We start from the raw sequence: 19,331 nt of genomic DNA, 5'->3' as shown, positions 1-19,331 counted from the left end.
CGCTGAGACATGGCAGGCACTCGCGCGCCGCGCACGGCGATCATCGATATCGGCTCCAACTCGGTTCGGCTGGTCGTCTATCAGGGACCGCCGCGCCTCCCCGCGATCCTGTTCAACGAAAAGGTGATGGCCGGGCTGGGGCGCGGCCTGGCGGCGACCGGGGCGATCGATCCGGCCTCGCTGGTCAAGGCCCAGGTCGCGCTGGCCCGTTTCGCCAGCCTGGCGCGCGAAATGGGCGTCACCACGCTCCGCACGGTCGCGACGGCGGCGGTGCGCGACGCGGCCAATGGCGGCGAACTGATCGCCTGTGCCGAGTCGCTGGGGCTGGAGGTCGAACTCCTGTCCGGCGAACAGGAGGCCAAGGCGGCGGGGGAGGGGGTTCTCTCCGCCATTCCCGATGCTGACGGGATCGTCGGTGATCTGGGCGGCGGCAGCCTGGAGCTCGTTCGCGTCCGCGAGGGCAGCGTCGAGGATCGGGTGTCCTTTCCGCTGGGCGTGCTGCGCATTCCTGCGCTGCGTGAGAAGGGCAGCAAGGCGTTCGAGCGGCATATCGGTCGCCTGATCGATGACGCGGGCTGGGAAGGGCGTGGGCGTGGCCTGCCTTTCTACCTTGTCGGTGGATCGTGGCGCGCGCTGGCACGGCTGGACATGACGCTGGCCGATTATCCCCTGCCGATCATCCATCATTACGAACTGACGCCGCTCGACATTTTGCGCCTGACGCGGACGATCCCGCATCTCAGCAAGGCCCGCCTGCGCGAGGTGAAGGGACTGTCGTCCAGCCGCGCCGCGACGCTGGCCGATGCGACGGCGCTGCTCAGCGTGCTGCTCAAGCATCTGGGTAGCAGCACGACCGTGGTGTCCGCCTTCGGCCTTCGCGAGGGGCTTCTCTATGGCGGGCTGGATGCGAAGACCCGCGCGCTCGATCCGTTGATCGTCGCCGCGCGCGAGGAAGGGCGGTTGCTCGGCCGATTCCCCGAACATGGCGATCTGCTGGAAAGCTGGATCGCGCCGCTGTTCGCCGGGGAAGCGGCAGCGGAAGCACGGCTGCGTCACGCGGCTTGCCTGCTCGCCGATGTCGGCTGGCGGGCGAACCCGGAATTCCGCGCCGAGCGTGGCGTCGAGATCGCACTGCACGGCAATTGGGTCGGCATCGATGCGGAGGCGCGGGCGATGCTGGCGCAGGCGCTCCATACCAGTCTGGGCGGTGGTCTGGACGTGCCGTCGCCGCTCGCCGAACTGGCCAGCCCCGCGCAGTTGAAGCTCGCGACGAGCTGGGGCCTGGCGATCCGGCTGGGCCAGCGGCTCAGCGGCGGACTGGCCGGGCCGCTGGAGCGGACGGGCCTGGTTCTGGACGACAGCCGCCTGGGTCTGGAGATGCTGGAGGCCGACCGGGGCTTTTATGGCGAGGCGGTCGAGCGCCGCCATGCGACGCTGGCGACCGCGTTGGGCAAGACGCCGGTCCGGCTTAGCCGCACTTAAGGCGAGCGACCCGGCCGTCCGCATCGGTTTCGATGTTCAGCCGGTCGGGTCGATAATCCATCGTCACCGCATCGCCCGGCGCGATGACCCGCAGATTTTGCGTGCCGGCGCGCTTCTGGGTCGGCGCGCGGAGCGCCTCGGTCCAGTGCTTGCCGATTAGGTTGGCCACCTTGGTATCGCCGCATCCAGACATATCGGGCAGCCCTGCGACCTCAGGCGTCGTCGTGCAGGCCGCGAGCGGCAGTAAAACGAAGAGAGCCGCCGCGCGTATCATGCCTCGTCCTCGGCGGTGCGAACCATCTTCAACTTGCCGCCCTTCACGATAAAGCCGGTGCGCCCCTCGACCAGATCGAGTGCGTCGCGGCCGAACTGCTCGAACCGCCAGCCGTCGAGCACCGACAGGCCGGAGCGGACACCGGCGGCCAGCATTTCCAAATCGTCGGCACGGGCCAGCAGACGGGGTGCCACGTCGATGTCGCGCGCCCGGATTTTCAGCAGCAGCTTGAGGAGATCGGCGACCAGCGCACCCTCACGACCCATGCCCGGCTTGCGATCGTCGCGCGCGGGCAGTTCGTCGGCGCCCAGCGGTTCGGCACCGTCCAGCGCATCCATCAGGCGCGCACCGATGTCATTGCCCGCCCAGGTCGCCGACAGGCCGCGCACCTTGGCGAGGTCGGCCTGCTTGCGCGGCGGATGCCCGGCGAGGTCGGCCAGCGTCTCGTCCTTGACGATACGGCCGCGCGGCAGGTCCTTGGCTTGCGCCTCCAGCTCGCGCCAGCGGGCCAGCGCCTTCAGGCGGCCGAGCATGTCGGGCTTGCGGCCCGAGACGCGGACACGCTTCCACGCCACGTCAGGGTCGTTGGCATAGTGCGCCGGGTCGGCCAGCCGCTCCATTTCCTGGTCCAGCCACGCGCCGCGCCCGGTCTTGCGCAGCCGCTCCAGCATCTTGGGGAAGATCGCCGCCAGATGGGTGACGTCGCCGATGGCGTAATCGACCTGGCGCTGGTCGAGCGGGCGGCGTGACCAGTCCGTGAAGCGCGCGCCCTTGTCGACCGAAATGCCCAGCCAGCTGTCGACCAGGTTGGAGTAACCGATCTGTTCGCCCTGACCCAGCGCCATCGCCGCGATCTGGGTATCGAACAGCGGATGCGGGGTCTTGCCGGTCAGGTTGTAGATGATCTCGATATCCTGCCCACCGGCATGGAAGACCTTGAGCACCTGGTCATTGTTGACCAGCAGGTCGAGCAGCGGGGTCATGTCCAGCCCCGGCGCCTTGGGATCGATCGCGGCGGCCTCTTGCGTGTCGGCGATCTGAATCAGGCAGAGTTCTGGCCAATAGGTGCTTTCGCGCATGAACTCGGTATCGACCATCACATAGTCGGCCTGGGAGAGGCGGGCGCAGAGATTGGCGAGCGTGGCGCTGTCGGTAATCAACGGATGAACGTGCATCGCATGCACATAGCCCGGCTCACGCGGGTTGACAAAGAGGAACGCGAGAGAAGCCCGTTCGGGCACATTAGGATTGACAAAAACCAGTAGGGCGGGGAAGCGGCAGCACTTTCCCCAGACGTACAGAGAATGTCCGCCATGCACGCCTATCGTACCCACACCTGCGCCGCGCTGACCGCTGAGGCGGTCGGCGAGACGGTTCGCCTGTCCGGCTGGGTCCATCGCAAGCGCGATCATGGCGGCGTGCTGTTCGTCGATCTTCGCGACCATTACGGCATCACCCAGATCGTCGCCGACAGCGACACCCCCGCGCTCGCCATCCTGGAGAGCGTCCGGGTCGAGTCGGTCGTGACGATCGACGGCGTGGTGAAGGCGCGCTCGGCGGGCACCGTCAACGCCAACCTGGCGACCGGCGAGATCGAGGTGTTCGCGCGCGGCGCGACCGTGTTGTCGGCGGCCGAGGAACTGCCGATGCCGGTGGCGGGTGAGCAGGAATATCCCGAGGATATCCGCCTGCGCTATCGCTTCCTGGACCTGCGCCGCGAGACGCTGCACGCCAATATCGTCCGCCGGACCCAGGTGATCTCCGACATGCGTCGCCGCATGGAGGCAGGCGGCTTCACCGAATATTCGACCCCGATCCTGACCGCATCGTCGCCCGAGGGCGCGCGCGACTTCCTGGTGCCCAGCCGCATCCATCCGGGCAAGTTCTACGCACTGCCCCAGGCGCCGCAGCAGTATAAGCAGCTGCTGATGGTCGCGGGTTTCGACCGTTACTTCCAGATCGCGCCCTGCTTCCGCGACGAGGATCCGCGCGCCGACCGTCTGCCGGGCGAGTTCTACCAGCTCGACCTGGAGATGAGCTTCGTCACCCAGGAAGAGGTGTGGGAAACGATGGAGCCGGTGATCGGCGGCATCTTCGAGAAGTTCGCCGATGGCCGCACCGTGACCCCGATCGGCCAGTTCCCGCGCATCCCATATTCGGAGTCGATGCTGAAGTACGGCAACGACAAGCCCGATCTGCGCAACCCGCTGATCATCACCGATGTCTCCGAGCATTTCACGACTTCGGGCTTCGGCCTGTTCGAGAAGATCGTCGGTTCGGGCGGCGTCGTCCGCGCGATCCCCGCGCCCAAGACCGCGGAGAAGAGCCGCAAGTTCTTCGACGAGATGAACGAGTGGGCGCGCGCCGAGGGTCATGCGGGCCTGGGCTATGTCACCCGCAAGGGCGGCGAGTTCGGCGGTCCGATCGCCAAGAACCATGGCACCGAGGGCATGGAGGCGATCTACGCCGCGCTCGGCCTCGGTCCCGATGACGGCCTGTTCTTCGCGGCGGGCAAGGTCGAGGCGGCGGCCAAGCTGGCAGGGCTCGCACGTACGCGGGTCGCCGAACAGCTCGGCCTGATCGAGGAAGGCGCGTTCCGCCTGTGCTGGATCGTTGACTTCCCCTTCTACGAGTGGGACGAGGACGAGAAGAAGGTCGAATTCGCGCACAATCCCTTCTCGATGCCGCAGGGTGGCATGGAGGCGCTGAACTCCGCCGATCCGTTGTCGCTGAAGGCCTATCAGTATGACCTGGTCTGCAACGGCTTTGAGATTGCGTCGGGTTCGATCCGCAACCAGTCGCCCGAGTTGATGGTCGCGGCGTTCGAGAAGGTCGGCCTGTCCAAGGCGGATGTCGAAGAGCGCTTTGGTGGCCTCTACCGCGCCTTCCAATATGGCGCGCCGCCGCATGGTGGCATGGCCGCCGGTGTCGATCGCATCGTCATGCTGATCTGCGGTGCGCAGAACCTGCGCGAAATCTCGCTGTTCCCGATGAACCAGCGTGCCGAAGACCTGTTGATGGGCGCGCCCAGCCTGCCCAGCAACAAGCAGATGCGCGAGCTGTCGCTGCGCTCGACGGCGGAAGCGAAGAAGGATGTCGATCAGGTCGTCGCTTCGGCCGGCTGATCCCGAATGACGGGGTAAGAAAAAGGGCGGGCGCCGGATGCGGCGTCCGCCCTTGTTTTTGCCTCGGGTCCGGGTCCCGGACCGAGTTTCTTAGGCCGCAGTCAGTGCCGCGGCGGCGGGCTTGAACTCGCCGCTTTCGTCCATCAGGTGCAGCACGCCGTCGGCGATCGCGAAATAGGCGCCGCGCAGCGTCAGCTTGCCCGCGTCCTCACGCTTGGTGACGAAGGGGAAAGTACGCAGGTTCGCGATGGAGGTACGGACCGATTCCAGCTCCATCTCGCGCATCGCATTGGCATCGGCACCGTCGCCATGCTTGGCGATAACCTTCTCGCGAGCGCCGTCGAGCAGGCTCACCCAGTCGGAGACAAAACCGCCTTCACCCTGCGGCGCATGTGCGAACCCTTGCGTCAGTGCGGCCTTGCAGCCGCCGCAGGCGCCGTGGCCCATGATGACGACATCGGTCACTTCCAGCTGCGTCACCGCGAATTCCAGCGCGGCCGACACGCCGTGATGGCCGCCGCCCGTCTCGAACGGGGGAACGAGGTTGGCGACGTTACGCACGACGAAGATTTCGCCGGGCAGGGTGTCGAAAATCTGCGCCGGATCGACGCGGCTGTCCGAGCAGGCGATGACCATCACCTTGGGGCTCTGGCCTTCCTTCAACTCGGCCCAGCGGTCGCGCTGGCGACGCCAATCGGAGGTCCGAAAGCGCTGATAGCCATCCACAAGGTCGTTAAAGTCGGTCATTGCTCTCTCTTATCCAGATAAGGAAACGATGCTGTAGCAGGCGAACCCGAGCATGGCCGTTTCGGTTCCATATCAAAATGTGTCTGTCCAGAGATATGTCGGCTGTGTTCGTGGGCATTGTGTCGGGCGGGCAGCATCGCTATTTCGCGGGCATGAACGAGTTGACACCGTTGGCCGCGCCGGTGCGCGCGCGCAAGCCGGACTGGATCCGCGTCAAGGCCCCGACGAGCGCCGGTTTCGCCGCGACCCGCGAGCTGATGCGTGCCAAGAGCCTGACGACCGTGTGCGAAGAAGCGGCGTGTCCCAACATCGGGGAATGCTGGTCGAAGAAGCACGCGACCGTCATGATCCTGGGCGATACCTGCACCCGCGCCTGCGCCTTCTGCAACGTGAAGACCGGCATGCCGCGCAAGGTCGATGCGATGGAGCCGCAGAATGTGGCGGACGCCGCCGCGCAGATGGGGCTGAAGCATATCGTCGTCACCTCGGTCGATCGGGACGACCTGCCCGATGGCGGCGCGTCGCAGTTCGTGAAGGTGATCCAGGCGCTGCGCCGCACGACGCCCGATACGACGATCGAGATCCTGACCCCCGATTTCCGGAACAAGGCGCAGGCCGCGATCGAGTCGATCGTCGAGGCACGGCCGGACGTCTACAACCATAATCTGGAAACGGTCCCACGCCTCTATCCGACGATCCGGCCGGGCGCGCGCTATTATGCGTCGCTGCGCCTGCTGGAGAGCGTGAAGCGCCATGATCCGTCGATCTTCACCAAGTCGGGCGTGATGCTCGGCCTGGGCGAAGAGCGGCTGGAGGTCCATCAGGTTATGGACGACATGCGCTCGGCCGATATCGATTTCCTGACCATGGGCCAGTATCTCCAGCCGACGCCGCGCCATGCCAAGGTTGCCGAGTTCGTGACGCCCAAGGCGTTCGACGCCTATGCCGCGATCGCGCGGGCCAAGGGCTTCCTGCTGGTCGCCAGTTCGCCGCTGACCCGGTCGAGCTATCATGCGGGCGACGATTTCGAACGGTTGCGGTCGGCCCGCGAGGCGAAGTTCGCAAGCGCGCGCTGATGCCCAAGCATAGCGAGACGCGGCATCTGCCCTATACGCCGGAGCAGATGTTCGACCTGGTCGCCGATGTGGCGCGCTATCCGGAATTCCTGCCCTGGGTTTCGGCGATGCGTGTCCGTTCGGACACGCCGACCGAAACGGTGGCGGACATGATCGTCGGGTTCAAGGGGCTGCGCGAGACCTTCACCAGCCGCGTGACCAAGGATCGGCCCGGTGCGATCGACGTCGAATATCTCGACGGGCCGCTCAAATATCTGCGCAACAACTGGCGTTTCCGGCCCGAGGAACAGGGCTGCGCGGTCGATTTCACCGTCGACTTCGCATTCAAGAACCGCGTGTTCGAAATGCTGGCCGGACAGGTGTTCGGCACCGCGCTGCGCCGCATGATCGGCGCGTTCGAGGACCGCGCCGCCAGGCTTTACGGCAGCAGCAGCTCCAGCGCCAGCAGCGCCGCCTGAAGCCGGATCGCGCCGCGACCGATATCGCCGAATTCGTGACGTTCGGCCTTCATTTCGTCCGGGTCGCCGCCGCGTAGGGCGCGGGCGAACACGACGGTGCCGACCGGCTTCTTGGCCGTGCCGCCGCCGGGGCCTGCGACACCGGTAATGGCGACGGCGACGTCCGCCTCGGTCGCGGCCAGGGCGCCCCGTGCCATGCCCCAGGCGGTCGCCGTCGACACCGCGCCGAACGTCTCGATGACTTCGGGGTTGACGTTCAGCAGCGCGATCTTGGCCTGGTTCGAATAGGTGACGAAGCCCGCCTCGACCACATCCGACGAACCGGGGATTTCGGTCAGGGCCGCCGAAACCAGCCCGCCGGTGCAGCTCTCGGCCACGGCGACACGACGACCGGCCGCACGATTGGCGATGACCACCCGTTCGGCCAGTTCGACCAGTTCGCGGGGAAGAAGCACGTCCATCAGCGATTTCCGTTGGTGCAGAGTGGAAGGTCGGGCACGGCAACCTGCCGTCCGCGCGCCTTTTCGGTCTTCAGATATTGCAGCGCGGTCACGACGACCGACGCCATGTTGCGCGGGGGCAGGGGAGCCAACTGGGTCACGAGCCTGTCGATCGTCCCGCAATCCTCCAGTCCGATGCGCCCCACGATGAAGGGCACGAGCAGTGACGTCAGCAGAGGCCGGGCATAATCCGATTGAAGCAGCGTATCGATCGCCGGATCGGACAGCTTGACGATGGCGGCGCGAGCCGTCGGCCACGCCTGGTCTGCCGCGCCTTCATATTTTGAGATCAGCGTGCCATTGCCCCGGATCAGGCTGCTCGCGGGCAGTCGTGCGCCGCAAACTCGTCCCGTCTCGTGCAATATGTCGGGCATGGAGACCAGCGTCATCGCTTCCGCCTCGGGCGCGGTGATGCAGGCCCGCTGGGCCGTCGCCATCTCCGGCGCGGTCAGTGCGGCGAGCGCGACGATCAGGCCCAGCCGTTTCATGCCTCTGCCCCGCCCGGCAGGCGGACGGTCGCCACCGCCTGGGTCGCGATGCCCTCGCCGCGTCCGGTAAAGCCCAGACGCTCGGTCGTCGTGGCCTTCAGGCTGACCCGGCTCTGGGCGATGTTCAGCAGACCCGCGATCCGCTCGACCATGGCGGCGCGGTGCGGGCCGATCTTGGGTGCTTCGCAGATGATGGTCAGGTCGACGAAATCGATCCGGCCGCCCTTGTCGGCGATCAGCTTGGCCGCATGCTGCAGGAACTGGCCCGACTCGGCACCCTTCCACTGCGGATCGCTGGGGGGGAAGTGGGTGCCGATATCGCCTGCCGCGATCGTGCCCAGCAGTGCATCGGTCAGCGCGTGGAGCGCGACGTCCGCATCGCTATGACCCGACAACCCCTGATGGTGCGGGATCAGCACGCCGCCGAGCCACAATTCCTCGCCATCCTCCAGCCGGTGGACATCATAGCCCATCGCGGTCCGGGTTTCCCAGGTCAGGCGCATATCGGCGCCGGTCATGTCGTCGGGATAGGTGATTTTCTCGAGCATGGGATCGCCCTGCACCAAAGCGACGCGCCCGCCAAGCCGTCGCACCATCTGTGCGTCGTCCGTCGCTTCCGCTTCGGCGGGCCAGGCGGCGTGGGCGGCGATCACGGCTTGCAGTTGGAAACCCTGGGGGGTCTGGACGCGGACGACGCCATCGCGGGGGACGATCTCGCCCAGAACATCGTCCAGCGACCGGGCGAGCGTGTCGGCAACGGGCAGGACAGGCATCGCGCCATCGGCGGACTCGAGCCCCGCCAGTACGCGGTCGATGACGTCTGCCGACAGGAACGGACGCGCGGCGTCATGGATCAGCACCCGCGTCACGCCGTTCAACGCGAGGTGACGAAGCCCGCGCGCCACCGATTCCCGCCGACTGGCGCCGCCCGCCTCCACCCACGCGCCGGGTAGGATCGACTGGGCACGATCCATCTGCCCCTCCGCGACCACCGTCAGGACGGTGTCGACGGCAGGGTGCGCGGCGAAGGCGGCGTGGCTCCAGGCAAGCATCGGCCGTCCACCAAGTTCGCGAAACTGCTTCGGCATGCCGTCACCCATGCGGGAACCCCCGCCCGCCGCGACGATCAGTGCGGCGATCTTTCCATCCTGGCTCATGTCGTCCGCCTAGCGGCTTTTGACGGCGCTCGCCAATCTTGCCATGTTGGCCCCATTCCCGTATGGGGGCTGCTTAATTTTCAGGCAGTATGATGCGTAACCTCGCTCCCATCCAGGTCGGTCCGGTGACGATCGACAGCCCCGTCGTGCTGGCGCCGATGACCGGCGTCACCGACATGCCGTTCCGTACGCTTGTCCGCCGCTATGGCTCGGGTCTCAACGTCACCGAGATGATCGCCAGCCAGGCCGCGATCCGCGAAACGCGCCAGTCGATCCAGAAGGCCGCATGGCATCCGCTGGAAGAGCCGGTGTCGATGCAGCTGGTCGGCTGCACCCCGTATGAGATGGGCGAGGCTGCCAAGCTGAACGCCGATCGCGGCGCCGCGATCATCGACATCAATATGGGCTGCCCCGTACGCAAGGTCGTCAACGGCGACGCAGGTTCGGCGCTGATGCGCGACCTGAAGCTGGCTTCGGCGATCATCGAGGCGACCGTCAAGGCGGTCGATGTCCCCGTCACGCTGAAGATGCGGATGGGCTGGTGCCATGACAGCCTGAACGCGCCCGAGCTGTCTCGCATCGCCGAGGATATCGGGGTCAAGATGATCACCGTCCATGGCCGCACCCGCAACCAGATGTACAAGGGCAGCGCCGACTGGGCGTTCATCCGCAACGTCAAGGATGCGGTGTCGATCCCCGTCATCGCCAATGGCGATATCTGCTCGATCGACGATGCCGACAAGGCGCTCGACCAGTCGGGGGCAGACGGCATCATGATCGGGCGCGGCGCCTATGGCCGTCCCTGGCTGCTGGGGCAGGTGATGCATTGGTTCGCCACCGGCGAACGCCAGGACGACCCGGCGCTCGACGAACAATATCGCGCCGTTACCGAGCATTATGACGCAATGCTCGACCATTATGGCACCGAGACGGGCGTCAACATGGCCCGCAAGCATATCGGCTGGTACACGCGTGGCCTGCACGGTTCGGCCGAGTTCCGCAACACGGTGAACCATGAGGCCAGCGCCGAGCGGGTCAAGGCGATGCTGTACGATTTCTACATGCCGCAGATCGAGCTTGCAGCGGCTGCCTGACACGGCGGGTCACGGTCGGCCCGGCTTCGGCGCGTTGTTCGCCGCGCTGCCGGTCGCCGTGGTCGTGGTCGATCCCGACGATCGCATTGCCCATGCCAATGGACTGGCCGAGCAACTGCTCAACCTGTCCGAGCGGTTGATGATCGGGCAGCCGCTCGCCGCGATCCTGCCCCCGCCCGATGCGCCGCGCAGCCGCGACGGGCATGGCTTCGCCGTGTACGACACGGTGATCGCCATACCGCACGGGCCGAAAATCCGCGTCGATTTCGTCGAGGCGCAAATCCCGGATTATCCCGGCTGGCGTGCCATCACCTTGCATAGTGCCGCCCCTTCACGGCGACTGGCCCATGCGTCCGATCGCAGCGCAGGCGCGCGGGCGGCGGTCGGTGCTGCCGCGATGCTGGCCCATGAGATCAAGAACCCGCTGTCGGGCATCCGCGGCGCGGCGCAGTTGCTGAATGGCGGCGAACTGACCACACTCATCACGACTGAGGTGGACCGCATCGCCGCACTGATCGACCGGATGCAGGATTTCAGCGATACCCGGCCGCTGCCGCTGGCGTCGGAGAATATCTATCCGCTGCTCGGCCACGCCCGCGGCGTTGCGCTGGCGGGCTTTGCGCGGGGCATTCCCATCGAGGAGCGGTTCGACCCCTCACTGCCTCCGGCCCGGATCAATCGCGACGCGCTGCTCCAGATCGTCATCAACTTGCTGAAAAATGCTCGCGAGGCCGTTCGTGCGGTTCGCAACCCGCACATCGTCCTGACCACCGCTTATCGCCATGGCATGTCGGTCAGCGCAGGGGAGGGGCGGCCCCGTCTGCCGCTGCCGATCGAGATCTGCGTGATCGACAATGGCCCCGGCGCGCCCGTCGATATCGTAGACCATCTGTTCGACCCGTTCGTGTCGGGGCGGCGCGAAGGGCAGGGGCTGGGCCTCGCGCTCGTCGACAAGCTCGTCCGCGACATGAGCGGGATCATCCAATATGCGAGGGAGGGTACGCCGGAAATGACGGTCCTCCGCCTGCTTCTGCCGAGAGCCCATCCATGAGCCGCCCATCATGAGCCACGTCCTCGTCGTCGATGACGACGCCGCCATCCGTACCGTCGTCGGTCAGGCCCTGCGGCGGGCCGGGCATGAGGTGACGGCGGTCGAGACGCTGGCGCGGCTGGACCGGATCCTTGCGGGTGGCGCGCCGGACGTGCTGGTCACGGACGTGATCCTGCCGGACGGCGACGGGATCGATCATATCCGGGGCGTCGCCGAGCGGTTTCCCGCCCTGCCGATCATCATTTTGTCGGCGCAGAACACCCTGACCACCGCAGTCCGCGCGGCGGAAGTGGGGGCGTATGAGTATCTGCCCAAGCCCTTCGATCTCGACGCGTTGACCCATGCTGTCGCGGGCGCGCTTGCCCGACGCGGTGTGCTGGTCGAGGACGGGCTGGGTGAGGATGACCGCGCGCTGCCGCTGATCGGCCGGTCACAGGCCATGCAGGGCGTGTACCGTGTGATCGCCCGCGTCGTGTCGACCGATCTGACCGTCCTCGTCTCGGGCGAATCGGGGACCGGCAAGGAACTGGTCGCCCGGGCGATCCACGACCTTGGTCCCCGCCGCGCCGCGCCCTTCGTCGCGCTCAACATGGCCGCGATCCCGCGCGAGCTTATCGAGGCCGAGCTGTTCGGTCACGAACGCGGTGCCTTTACCGGCGCGGCCCAGCGCAACGCGGGCCGGTTCGAGCAGGCGGCGGGCGGTACGCTGTTCCTCGACGAGATCGGCGACATGCCGATGGAGGCGCAGACCCGCCTGCTGCGCGTCCTGCAATCGGGGGAGTTCACGACGGTCGGCGGCGCACGGACGATCCGCACCGATGTCCGCATCGTGGCGGCGACCAACCGTGACCTCAGCCAGCAGGTCGCCTCGGGCCAGTTCCGCGAGGATCTGTTCTACCGCCTGAACGTCGTGCCGATCGCCTTGCCGGCGCTTCGCGAACGGCGGCAGGATATTCCGCTGCTCGCCCGGCACTTCCTGGAGAATGCCGCGCTCCAGGGCCTGCCCAAGCGCCGGATCGATACCCATGCGCTCGACGTGCTGGTCACCCATGACTGGCCGGGCAATGTCCGAGAGCTGGAGAATATGATGCGCCGTCTCGCCGTGCTCGCGCGCGACGAGGTGATCGATGCAGAGGCGGTGCGGACCATATTGGGCAAGGCGCGGTCGGCCTCTGGATCGGCCGGAGCCGGGGCCGCCGATGGCGACTTGTCGGCGGCGGTGCGCGCCTATATCGCGCGGCTTGCCATGGCGCATCCGACTTCGCTGGATGACGGCACGCTTTATGACCGGATCATCGGCGAGGTCGAACGCCCCTTGATCGAGGCGATGCTGGCACGCCATGGCGGCAACCAGCTTCGCGCCGCCCGCGCCATGGGGATCAATCGCAATACCCTGCGCAAGCGGCTTGATACGCTCAACATCCCGGTCAACGGCGATGACGAGGGTGGCGAGGCCTTGACATAATTTTCACGAATTGTGGCTTGCAGGACACGCTTCACGTTGTACGGTTGCAACGATGTTGGCGTCCGTGAAGACCGCTGAACCTGCCGAAGGGCCGCGCTCTCGCTTCGCGGTCACTCCGGTCATGGAGGTCGCGGTCATTCTGGGGGCGGTCGCGGTGGCGGTCGGCACCTATGTCTATATCGACAGTCGCCATGATGCGCAGGGCCTGATCGCCCCGCCGGTGATGGCGGGCTTGCTGGCGCTCAATCTGGTGCCCGGTGTGCTGCTGCTGATGCTGCTGGGTCGGCGGGTGGCGATGCGGCGGGCGGCCCAGTCGCCGGTCGGCGGTGGTGGACGGCTTCATGTCCGGTTGGTTGCACTGTTCTCGCTGACGGCGAGCATTCCGATCCTGTTGACCGTCGTCACCGCTTCCGTCCTGTTCCAGTCCTCGGCCGAATTCTGGATTTCCGACCGCGCGCGCCAGGCCTTTGGCGACGCCATGGATATCGCCCGCCAGTCCCAGCAGCAGATCATCAAGCGCTGGGTCGATACCGGGCGGGCCATGTCGCAGGATCTTGGCCGTAACCTGCCCGCGCTGCGCGAGAACCGGCGCGATTTCCATGACTATCTCGTCCAGCAGACGGTCGTGCGCGACACGGTGGAGTCGGTCCTCTTCTCCTACGACCCCAAGCAGGGCTTCAAATTCTACGACTTCTTCAACCAGCCTTCGGACACGACCTTTCGCGAGCTGGTGACGCCGGAAATGATCCAGCAGGCGAGCAAGCTGAGCCGTCCCGAGGTCGGCATCAATGAGCAGCGCGTCTGGGTGGTCACCCCTCTTCCCGAGGGCAACGGACTGATGCTTTATATCGGCACGCCGGTGAATGCCGAGTTCCTGAGCAAGCAGCATTTCGCCGCCGAGGATGTCTTCGACGATTATCGCGCGCTCCAGGGGCGTGCCCGGTCGCTCCAGCTGAAGTTCAACCTCGTCCTGTTCGCGATCGCCTTGCTGATCGTGGGCATCGCAGTCTGGATCGCCCTGGCGGTGGCGGATCGCCTCGTCCGTCCCGTGGGCGAGCTGGTCGACGCCGCGCGGCGGATCGCGGGCGGTGACCTGACCGCACGCGTGCCCGATCCCAAGACCCGTGACGAGGTCGGGACGCTCGCCAACGCCTTCAACCAGATGACCGGCCAGCTGGAGCGCCAGAATACCGAGCTGGTGACGGCCAACGCCCAGCTCAACAACCGGCGCGCGCTGATCGAGGCGGTGATGGCGGGCGTTTCCGCGGGCGTCGTGGCGATCGGACGCGATCGGCAGGTGCGGATCGCGAACAATTCGGCCGACATCCTGCTGGGCGCGGACCAGGGTGGATTGGTCGGGCGGAAGTTGGGCGAGGTCGCACCCGAGCTGGACGAGCTGCTCGACCAGGGGCGGCGCGAAGCCACTGTGCAGGTAGAGCTGAATGGCGACATGCGCACGCTTGCGGTGCGGATAGCCCAGACCGGCGACGGCCCCATTCTGACCTTTGACGACATAACCCAGCAATTGCTCGACCAGCGCCGCGCCGCCTGGTCGGACGTGGCGCGCCGCATCGCGCATGAGATCAAGAACCCGCTGACCCCGATCCAGCTTGCCGCCGAACGGCTCCAGCGCCGCTATGGCAAGGTCATCGGGCCGGAAGATCCCACCTTCGGCCGCCTGACCGAGACGATCGTCCGCCAGGTCGGCGATCTGCGCCGTATGGTCGACGAGTTTTCGTCCTTCGCACGGATGCCCAAGCCGGTATTCCGCGAAGAGGCGATCGCCGATATCTGTGCCCAGGCGATGTTCCTGCACGAGGTCGCGCACCCCGAGGTGCGGTTCCAGCTCGATCAGGAAGAACCCGCTCCCACGCTGGTCTGCGACCGTCGCCAGATGAGCCAGGCGCTGACCAACATCGTCAAGAACGCGGTGGAAGCCATTGCATCCCGGCCCGAAGGCATGGCGGGCGGCGAAGTCGTGATGACGGTTGGCCAGCAGGGTGGCATGGTCACCATCACGGTGACCGACAATGGCATCGGCCTGCCGCCCGAACGCGACCGGATCATCGAGCCCTATATGACGACGCGCGCGCGCGGCACCGGACTGGGCCTCGCCATCGTCAACAAGATCATTGCGGAACATGCCGGTACGATCGGCTTTTCCGACAATCCCGCCGGTGGGACCATCGTTTCGATGATGTTCGACGCCGGTGCTCTGGCGGCGCTGGATCAGGGAGGCGCCGAACCCGAACTGGCTGGGGAGGGCCAGCTCACCGCTTTGACTCGTACCCGGACGTAAAAAGATCATGGCTTTGGACATCCTCGTCGTCGACGACGAACTCGATATCCGCGAACTCGTCGCGGGCGTGCTGGAGGACGAGGGCTATGACGCCCGCGTCGCGGCCGATAGCGACTCCGCGTTGGAGGCGGTGGCGGTGCGACGTCCGTCGCTTGTGCTGCTCGACGTCTGGCTACAGGGCTCCAAGCTCGACGGGCTGGAACTGCTCGACGAGATCAAGCGGCGCGATCCGTCGATCCCGGTGCTCGTCATCTCCGGCCATGGCAATCTCGACACGGCCGTCGCCGCGATCCGCAAGGGGGCGGCCGATTTCATCGAAAAGCCGTTCGAGGCCGAACGCCTGCTCCTGATGGTGGCACGCGCGACCGAAACCGAACGGCTGCGCCGGGAAAACGCCTCGCTGCGTGCTTCGGCCGGGCGTGAGACCGATCTGACCGGATCGTCGAGTGCGATAAATGGCATCCGTGCGACCCTGAAGCGCGTGGCCGCGACGGGCAGTCGGGTGCTCATCATGGGGTCCGCGGGTGTCGGCAAGGAAGTCGCCGCGCGCCTGCTCCACGGCTGGAGCAATCGGGCCGAAGCCCCGTTCGTCGTCGTCAGCGCGGCGCGCATGACGCCCGAACGGGTCGAGGAGGAGCTGTTCGGTGTGGAGGAGGGCGGCGATCTGGTCCGCACCGGCCTGCTCGAACAGGCGCATGGCGGCACGCTGTTTCTCGACGAGATCGCCGACATGCCGATCGCGACCCAGGCCCGCATCCTGCGGGTGCTGACCGACCAGAGCTTCACGCGTGTCGGCGGCACCCGTGTCGTCAAGGTCGATGTCCGCGTCGTGTCCGCGACCGCACGCGACCTGACCCAGGAAATCGCCGAAGGACGGTTCCGGGAGGACCTGTATTACCGCCTCAACGTCGTGCCCGTGACCATCCCGTCACTCGCCGAGCGGCGTGAGGACATCCCGCCACTGGTCGAGCATTTCATGGCGCATTATGCGACCGAGCGGCGCGTCCGCACCCCGGAGATCGCGCCCGACGCCATGGTGGCGATGCAATCCTATGACTGGCCGGGCAATGTCCGCCAGCTCCGCAATGTCGTCGAACGGACGATCATCCTGGCGCCGGGTGACCGAGTGGGGCGGATCGACCTGGACCTGCTGCCCGCCGAGGTGCTGGGTGAGGGGGCCGATATGGGCGGCGGTGGCGCGACCGCAATCATGGGCGCGCCGTTGCGCGAAGCCCGCGAAAGCTGGGAGCGCGAATATCTGCGCGTCCAGATCCGGCGTTTTTCCGGAAATATCTCGCGTACGGCCAGCTTCATCGGGATGGAACGCTCGGCGCTGCACCGGAAGCTGAAGCTGCTGGGCATCAGCGAGACACGCGAGGATTGATCGCCGCCTCTGGACGAATGCCTGCCGAGACCATAAATACCGGATGCGCCCGGCACACGGGCGCAATTCCGACGCCGGGAAACGGCGCTACTCGCGGGCACGGACCCGCCAAGAACAAGGGCTTTCCCATGGCCGACAAATCGGGTTCGCTACAGGACCTGTTTCTGAACGCACTGCGCCGTTCCAAGGCGCCTGTGACCATGTTCCTCGTCAAAGGTGTCAAGCTCCAGGGCATCGTCACCTGGTTCGACAATTTCTCGGTGCTGCTGCGCCGCGATGGCCAGTCGCAGCTGATCTACAAGCACGCCATCTCCACCATCATGCCATCCGGCCCGCTGGACGTCGCGGCGATCGTTGACGGCGTGAACGAACAGCAGCGCAAGAATCCGCTTTTGCAGGAAATTTTCCTGAACGCGGTGCGCAAGTCCGAAGACCCCGTCACCATGTTCCTGATCAACGGCGTCATGCTGCAGGGCCAGATTGCGGGCTTCGACCTGTTCTGCATGTTGCTTCAGCGTGAGGGCATGGCCCAGCTCGTCTACAAGCACGCCGTTTCGACCATTCAGCCCGCACGGCCGCTGAACCTGGCCGAAGAGCAGGCGGGATCGGCCGAGGATTGAGCACGGGTTTCGATCGCGATCGCGGTGAATTCACGCGCGGCGCCCGCACGGTCATCGTCCTGCCCGACCAGGGCGATGCCGTGCGTGACGCCGAAGCGCGTCTGGAGGAAACCGCCGGACTCGCCATGGCGATCGGCCTGGATGTGGTCGAGCGCGTGGCGGTCCGCGTCCGCACCCCCAAGCCCGCCACGCTGATCGGCAGCGGCCAGGTCGAGCAGGTCGCGCAGCAGGTCCGGATGGAAGAAGCCCAGTTGGTCGTCTTTGACGCCTCGCTGACCCCGGTGCAGCAGCGCAACCTTGAAACCGCGCTGGAGGCCAAGGTCATAGACCGGACCGGCCTGATCCTTGAAATCTTCGGCGAGCGCGCCGCCACCGCCGAAGGGCGGTTGCAGGTCGAACTCGCGCATCTCGACTATCAAGCGGGCCGGTTGGTGCGCAGCTGGACTCATCTGGAGCGGCAGCGCGGCGGCTTCGGCTTCCTGGGCGGTCCGGGGGAAACGCAGATCGAGGCCGATCGCCGGATGATCCGCGATCGCATGGCGCGGCTCCGGCGCGAACTGGATCAGGTCAGCCGGACGCGCGGCCTCCATCGCGAACGCCGTCAGCGCGCGCCTTGGCCGGTGATCGCGTTGGTCGGCTATACAAATGCCGGAAAATCGACGCTTTTTAATCGCTTGACTGGCGCTCATGTCATGGCGAAGGATCTTCTCTTCGCCACGCTTGATCCGACCTTGCGCCAGCTTTCCTTGCCCGGCATCGACAAGGCGATCCTGTCCGACACGGTGGGCTTCGTCTCCGATCTGCCGACGCAGCTGGTCGCCGCATTCAAGGCGACGCTGGAAGAGGTGGTTTCGGCGGATCTGCTGATCCATGTCCGCGACATCGCGCACCCCGACACCGAGGCGCAGCGCGCGGATGTCGAGGCCGTGCTGACCGAGATCGGTGTCGATCCCGAAACGCCGCGGTTCGAGGCGTGGAACAAGATCGACCTGATCGAGGGGGACACCCGCGAGGATGTGCTGGTCGATGCCGAACGCCGCCCCCATATCGTCGCGGTGTCGGCGATGACGGGGGAGGGCATTGACGACCTGATCGAACACGTCGCGGCGACGCTGACCGCCGGGCATCGGCGGTACCGCGTCACGCTGGACGCGGGCGACGGGGCGGGGGCCGCCTGGTTGCACGCCCATGGCGAGGTGCTGGATCAGGTGATCGAGGACGACCGGGCGGTCTACGATGTCCGCCTTGCCGAGTCCGACTATGAACGGTTCACCCGTCGCGATGCTTGACGGTCTGCCATAGGGCTTCCTTGGCTTCCAGATCGAGCGCGGGGAATGCGTCGCCCGCCTGTGCTTCCATCGCCCGAAAGCGGCGCTCGAACTTGCCATTGGCATAACGGAGCGCCGCTTCGGCATCCACGCCGCAATGGCGCGCCCAGTTGACGACCGAGAACAGCAAGTCGCCGAATTCCTCCGCCAGCATCTCGGGCGGGGCTTCGGTGATTTCCCGAATCTCCTCGTCGACCTTCGCGCGCGATCCTTGGGCATCGGGCCAGTCGAAGCCGACTCTGGCGGCACGCTTCTGAAGTTTTTCCGCTCGCATCAACGCCGGGAGGCCCAGTGCCACACCGTCCAGCGCACCACCCGCTGCTTTGGCCCTGCGTTCCTCGGCCTTGATCTGTTCCCACAGATGATGGCCACCTTCGGCGTGATCGCCGAAGATATGAGGGTGGCGCCGTTCCATCTTGTCGCTGATCGCCGCGACGACATCGGGAAAGGCGAACTGCCCGTGATCCTCGGCAATCTGTGCATGGAAGACCACTTGCAGGAGGAGATCGCCGAGTTCGTCCTGCAAGTCCGCCATGTCTCCGCGCGCGATGGCATCGGCGACTTCATGCGCTTCCTCGATGGTGTAAGGCGCGATGCTCTCGAAGCTTTGCGCTATATCCCATTCGCAACCGCTCTGCGGATCGCGGAGGCGTTTCATGATGGTCAGCAGACGTTCCAAATCGGCGCTCCTTGTTCCAGCGAATGGGGAGGACATATTCTTTGCCAGAAGGAAATGACACCATATGGTAGCAGCGGGAGCCGTGCGGAGCCATCCAAGGCGTG

18 protein-coding genes are annotated in these 19,331 nt (G+C 66.2%); 11 read left to right on the top strand and 7 right to left on the bottom strand.

Annotated elements, in window-relative coordinates; all coding sequences use genetic code 11:
- Positions 1-9 precede the first annotated feature (9 nt).
- Positions 10-1,482, top strand: coding sequence for a Ppx/GppA family phosphatase (locus tag SP5_RS00175; protein WP_042482329.1), 1,473 nt, complete (start codon positions 10-12; stop codon positions 1,480-1,482).
- Here SP5_RS00175 and SP5_RS00170 read toward each other — a convergent pair.
- Both SP5_RS00170 and rnd read right to left on the bottom strand, forming a co-directional pair.
- The gene (locus SP5_RS00170; RefSeq protein WP_042482326.1) at positions 1,469-1,756 is read right to left on the bottom strand and encodes an I78 family peptidase inhibitor; all 288 of its coding nucleotides are present in this window, start codon (positions 1,754-1,756) and stop codon (positions 1,469-1,471) included. The genes SP5_RS00175 and SP5_RS00170 overlap by 14 nt on opposite strands.
- A complete protein-coding gene (rnd, locus tag SP5_RS00165; protein ID WP_042482323.1) occupies positions 1,753-2,931 on the bottom strand; it encodes a ribonuclease D in 1,179 nt (392 codons plus the stop codon). Before rnd ends, SP5_RS00170 begins: the two co-directional genes overlap by 4 nt.
- Positions 2,932-3,069: 138 nt before the next feature.
- Here rnd and aspS point away from each other — a divergent pair, with 138 nt between their 5' ends.
- Positions 3,070-4,881: an aspartate--tRNA ligase gene (aspS, locus tag SP5_RS00160; RefSeq protein ID WP_042482582.1), complete on the top strand. Its 1,812-nt coding sequence runs from the start codon at positions 3,070-3,072 to the stop codon at positions 4,879-4,881.
- Between the two features lie 90 nt (positions 4,882-4,971).
- On the opposite strand, the gene SP5_RS00155 is transcribed toward aspS, so the two are convergent.
- On the bottom strand, positions 4,972-5,628 hold the full coding sequence (locus tag SP5_RS00155) for a carbonic anhydrase (protein WP_042482322.1): 657 nt from the start codon (positions 5,626-5,628) through the stop codon (positions 4,972-4,974).
- A gap of 152 nt (positions 5,629-5,780) precedes the next feature.
- Here SP5_RS00155 and lipA point away from each other — a divergent pair, with 152 nt between their 5' ends.
- Positions 5,781-6,704: a lipoyl synthase gene (gene lipA / locus SP5_RS00150; protein WP_042482579.1), complete on the top strand. Its 924-nt coding sequence runs from the start codon at positions 5,781-5,783 to the stop codon at positions 6,702-6,704.
- Complete coding sequence (locus SP5_RS00145) at positions 6,704-7,162, top strand: type II toxin-antitoxin system RatA family toxin (RefSeq protein WP_042482319.1); 459 nt, start codon at positions 6,704-6,706, stop codon at positions 7,160-7,162. Before lipA ends, SP5_RS00145 begins: the two co-directional genes overlap by 1 nt.
- On the opposite strand, the gene SP5_RS00140 is transcribed toward SP5_RS00145, so the two are convergent.
- The 3 genes from SP5_RS00140 to SP5_RS00130 are packed head-to-tail and all read right to left on the bottom strand — an operon-like array spanning position 7,123 to position 9,307.
- Positions 7,123-7,623, bottom strand: coding sequence for a CinA family protein (locus SP5_RS00140; protein ID WP_042482316.1), 501 nt, complete (start codon positions 7,621-7,623; stop codon positions 7,123-7,125). The two genes, SP5_RS00145 and SP5_RS00140, sit on opposite strands and share 40 nt — an antisense overlap.
- Positions 7,623-8,150: a hypothetical protein gene (locus tag SP5_RS00135; protein WP_042482314.1), complete on the bottom strand. Its 528-nt coding sequence runs from the start codon at positions 8,148-8,150 to the stop codon at positions 7,623-7,625. Before SP5_RS00135 ends, SP5_RS00140 begins: the two co-directional genes overlap by 1 nt.
- Positions 8,147-9,307, bottom strand: coding sequence for a bifunctional 2-C-methyl-D-erythritol 4-phosphate cytidylyltransferase/2-C-methyl-D-erythritol 2,4-cyclodiphosphate synthase (locus SP5_RS00130; protein WP_042482311.1), 1,161 nt, complete (start codon positions 9,305-9,307; stop codon positions 8,147-8,149). Before SP5_RS00130 ends, SP5_RS00135 begins: the two co-directional genes overlap by 4 nt.
- 92 nt (positions 9,308-9,399) lie before the next feature.
- Between SP5_RS00130 and dusB the strand changes: the two genes are divergently transcribed.
- Genes dusB through hflX form a run of 7 tightly spaced genes read left to right on the top strand, consistent with a single transcriptional unit; the run spans position 9,400 to position 18,509 of the window.
- Positions 9,400-10,401, top strand: coding sequence for a tRNA dihydrouridine synthase DusB (gene dusB, locus SP5_RS00125; protein ID WP_042482576.1), 1,002 nt, complete (start codon positions 9,400-9,402; stop codon positions 10,399-10,401).
- Positions 10,322-11,452: a two-component system sensor histidine kinase NtrB gene (locus SP5_RS00120; RefSeq protein ID WP_439645587.1), complete on the top strand. Its 1,131-nt coding sequence runs from the start codon at positions 10,322-10,324 to the stop codon at positions 11,450-11,452. Before dusB ends, SP5_RS00120 begins: the two co-directional genes overlap by 80 nt.
- A gap of 10 nt (positions 11,453-11,462) precedes the next feature.
- The gene (gene ntrC / locus SP5_RS00115) at positions 11,463-12,917 is read left to right on the top strand and encodes a nitrogen regulation protein NR(I) (protein WP_042482307.1); all 1,455 of its coding nucleotides are present in this window, start codon (positions 11,463-11,465) and stop codon (positions 12,915-12,917) included.
- Between the two features lie 52 nt (positions 12,918-12,969).
- Positions 12,970-15,216 carry a sensor histidine kinase NtrY-like gene (locus SP5_RS00110; protein ID WP_042482304.1) on the top strand — a complete coding sequence of 749 codons (2,247 nt, stop codon included), beginning with the start codon at positions 12,970-12,972 and terminating at the stop codon, positions 15,214-15,216.
- Between the two features lie 7 nt (positions 15,217-15,223).
- A complete protein-coding gene (ntrX, locus tag SP5_RS00105; protein WP_042482302.1) occupies positions 15,224-16,600 on the top strand; it encodes a nitrogen assimilation response regulator NtrX in 1,377 nt (458 codons plus the stop codon).
- A 17-nt stretch (positions 16,601-16,617) separates the two neighbouring features.
- Positions 16,618-17,220 (top strand): RNA chaperone Hfq, encoded by a 603-nt coding sequence (hfq, locus tag SP5_RS00100; RefSeq protein ID WP_281177287.1) that lies wholly within the window; start codon positions 16,618-16,620, stop codon positions 17,218-17,220.
- Positions 17,217-18,509, top strand: coding sequence for a GTPase HflX (hflX, locus tag SP5_RS00095; protein ID WP_042482299.1), 1,293 nt, complete (start codon positions 17,217-17,219; stop codon positions 18,507-18,509). Before hfq ends, hflX begins: the two co-directional genes overlap by 4 nt.
- Here the strand turns inward: hflX and mazG are convergent.
- Entirely contained in the window at positions 18,490-19,263 is a 774-nt protein-coding gene (gene mazG / locus SP5_RS00090) for a nucleoside triphosphate pyrophosphohydrolase (RefSeq protein WP_042482297.1), read from the bottom strand. The two genes, hflX and mazG, sit on opposite strands and share 20 nt — an antisense overlap.
- Between the last annotated feature and the right edge of the window lie 68 nt (positions 19,264-19,331).

This window comes from Sphingomonas parapaucimobilis NBRC 15100 (genome assembly GCF_000787715.1).
In the GTDB taxonomy this organism is placed as follows: Bacteria; Pseudomonadota; Alphaproteobacteria; order Sphingomonadales; family Sphingomonadaceae; genus Sphingomonas; species Sphingomonas parapaucimobilis.
This window is presented reverse-complemented; position numbering and strand designations above follow the sequence as displayed.

What these genes read in the sequence shown, in the direction of transcription:
- SP5_RS00175 (WP_042482329.1), top strand. Translation starts at nt 10, where the DNA reads ATGGCAGGCACTCGCGCGCCGCGCACGGCGATCATCGATATCGGCTCC.
- SP5_RS00170 (WP_042482326.1), bottom strand. Translation starts at nt 1,756, where the DNA reads ATGATACGCGCGGCGGCTCTCTTCGTTTTACTGCCGCTCGCGGCCTGC.
- rnd (WP_042482323.1), bottom strand. Translation starts at nt 2,931, where the DNA reads ATGCACGTTCATCCGTTGATTACCGACAGCGCCACGCTCGCCAATCTC.
- aspS (WP_042482582.1), top strand. Translation starts at nt 3,070, where the DNA reads ATGCACGCCTATCGTACCCACACCTGCGCCGCGCTGACCGCTGAGGCG.
- SP5_RS00155 (WP_042482322.1), bottom strand. Translation starts at nt 5,628, where the DNA reads ATGACCGACTTTAACGACCTTGTGGATGGCTATCAGCGCTTTCGGACC.
- lipA (WP_042482579.1), top strand. Translation starts at nt 5,781, where the DNA reads ATGAACGAGTTGACACCGTTGGCCGCGCCGGTGCGCGCGCGCAAGCCG.
- SP5_RS00145 (WP_042482319.1), top strand. Translation starts at nt 6,704, where the DNA reads ATGCCCAAGCATAGCGAGACGCGGCATCTGCCCTATACGCCGGAGCAG.
- SP5_RS00140 (WP_042482316.1), bottom strand. Translation starts at nt 7,623, where the DNA reads ATGGACGTGCTTCTTCCCCGCGAACTGGTCGAACTGGCCGAACGGGTG.
- SP5_RS00135 (WP_042482314.1), bottom strand. Translation starts at nt 8,150, where the DNA reads ATGAAACGGCTGGGCCTGATCGTCGCGCTCGCCGCACTGACCGCGCCG.
- SP5_RS00130 (WP_042482311.1), bottom strand. Translation starts at nt 9,307, where the DNA reads ATGAGCCAGGATGGAAAGATCGCCGCACTGATCGTCGCGGCGGGCGGG.
- dusB (WP_042482576.1), top strand. Translation starts at nt 9,400, where the DNA reads ATGCGTAACCTCGCTCCCATCCAGGTCGGTCCGGTGACGATCGACAGC.
- SP5_RS00120 (WP_439645587.1), top strand. Translation starts at nt 10,322, where the DNA reads ATGAGGCCAGCGCCGAGCGGGTCAAGGCGATGCTGTACGATTTCTACA.
- ntrC (WP_042482307.1), top strand. Translation starts at nt 11,463, where the DNA reads ATGAGCCACGTCCTCGTCGTCGATGACGACGCCGCCATCCGTACCGTC.
- SP5_RS00110 (WP_042482304.1), top strand. Translation starts at nt 12,970, where the DNA reads ATGTTGGCGTCCGTGAAGACCGCTGAACCTGCCGAAGGGCCGCGCTCT.
- ntrX (WP_042482302.1), top strand. Translation starts at nt 15,224, where the DNA reads ATGGCTTTGGACATCCTCGTCGTCGACGACGAACTCGATATCCGCGAA.
- hfq (WP_281177287.1), top strand. Translation starts at nt 16,618, where the DNA reads ATGCCTGCCGAGACCATAAATACCGGATGCGCCCGGCACACGGGCGCA.
- mazG (WP_042482297.1), bottom strand. Translation starts at nt 19,263, where the DNA reads ATGTCCTCCCCATTCGCTGGAACAAGGAGCGCCGATTTGGAACGTCTG.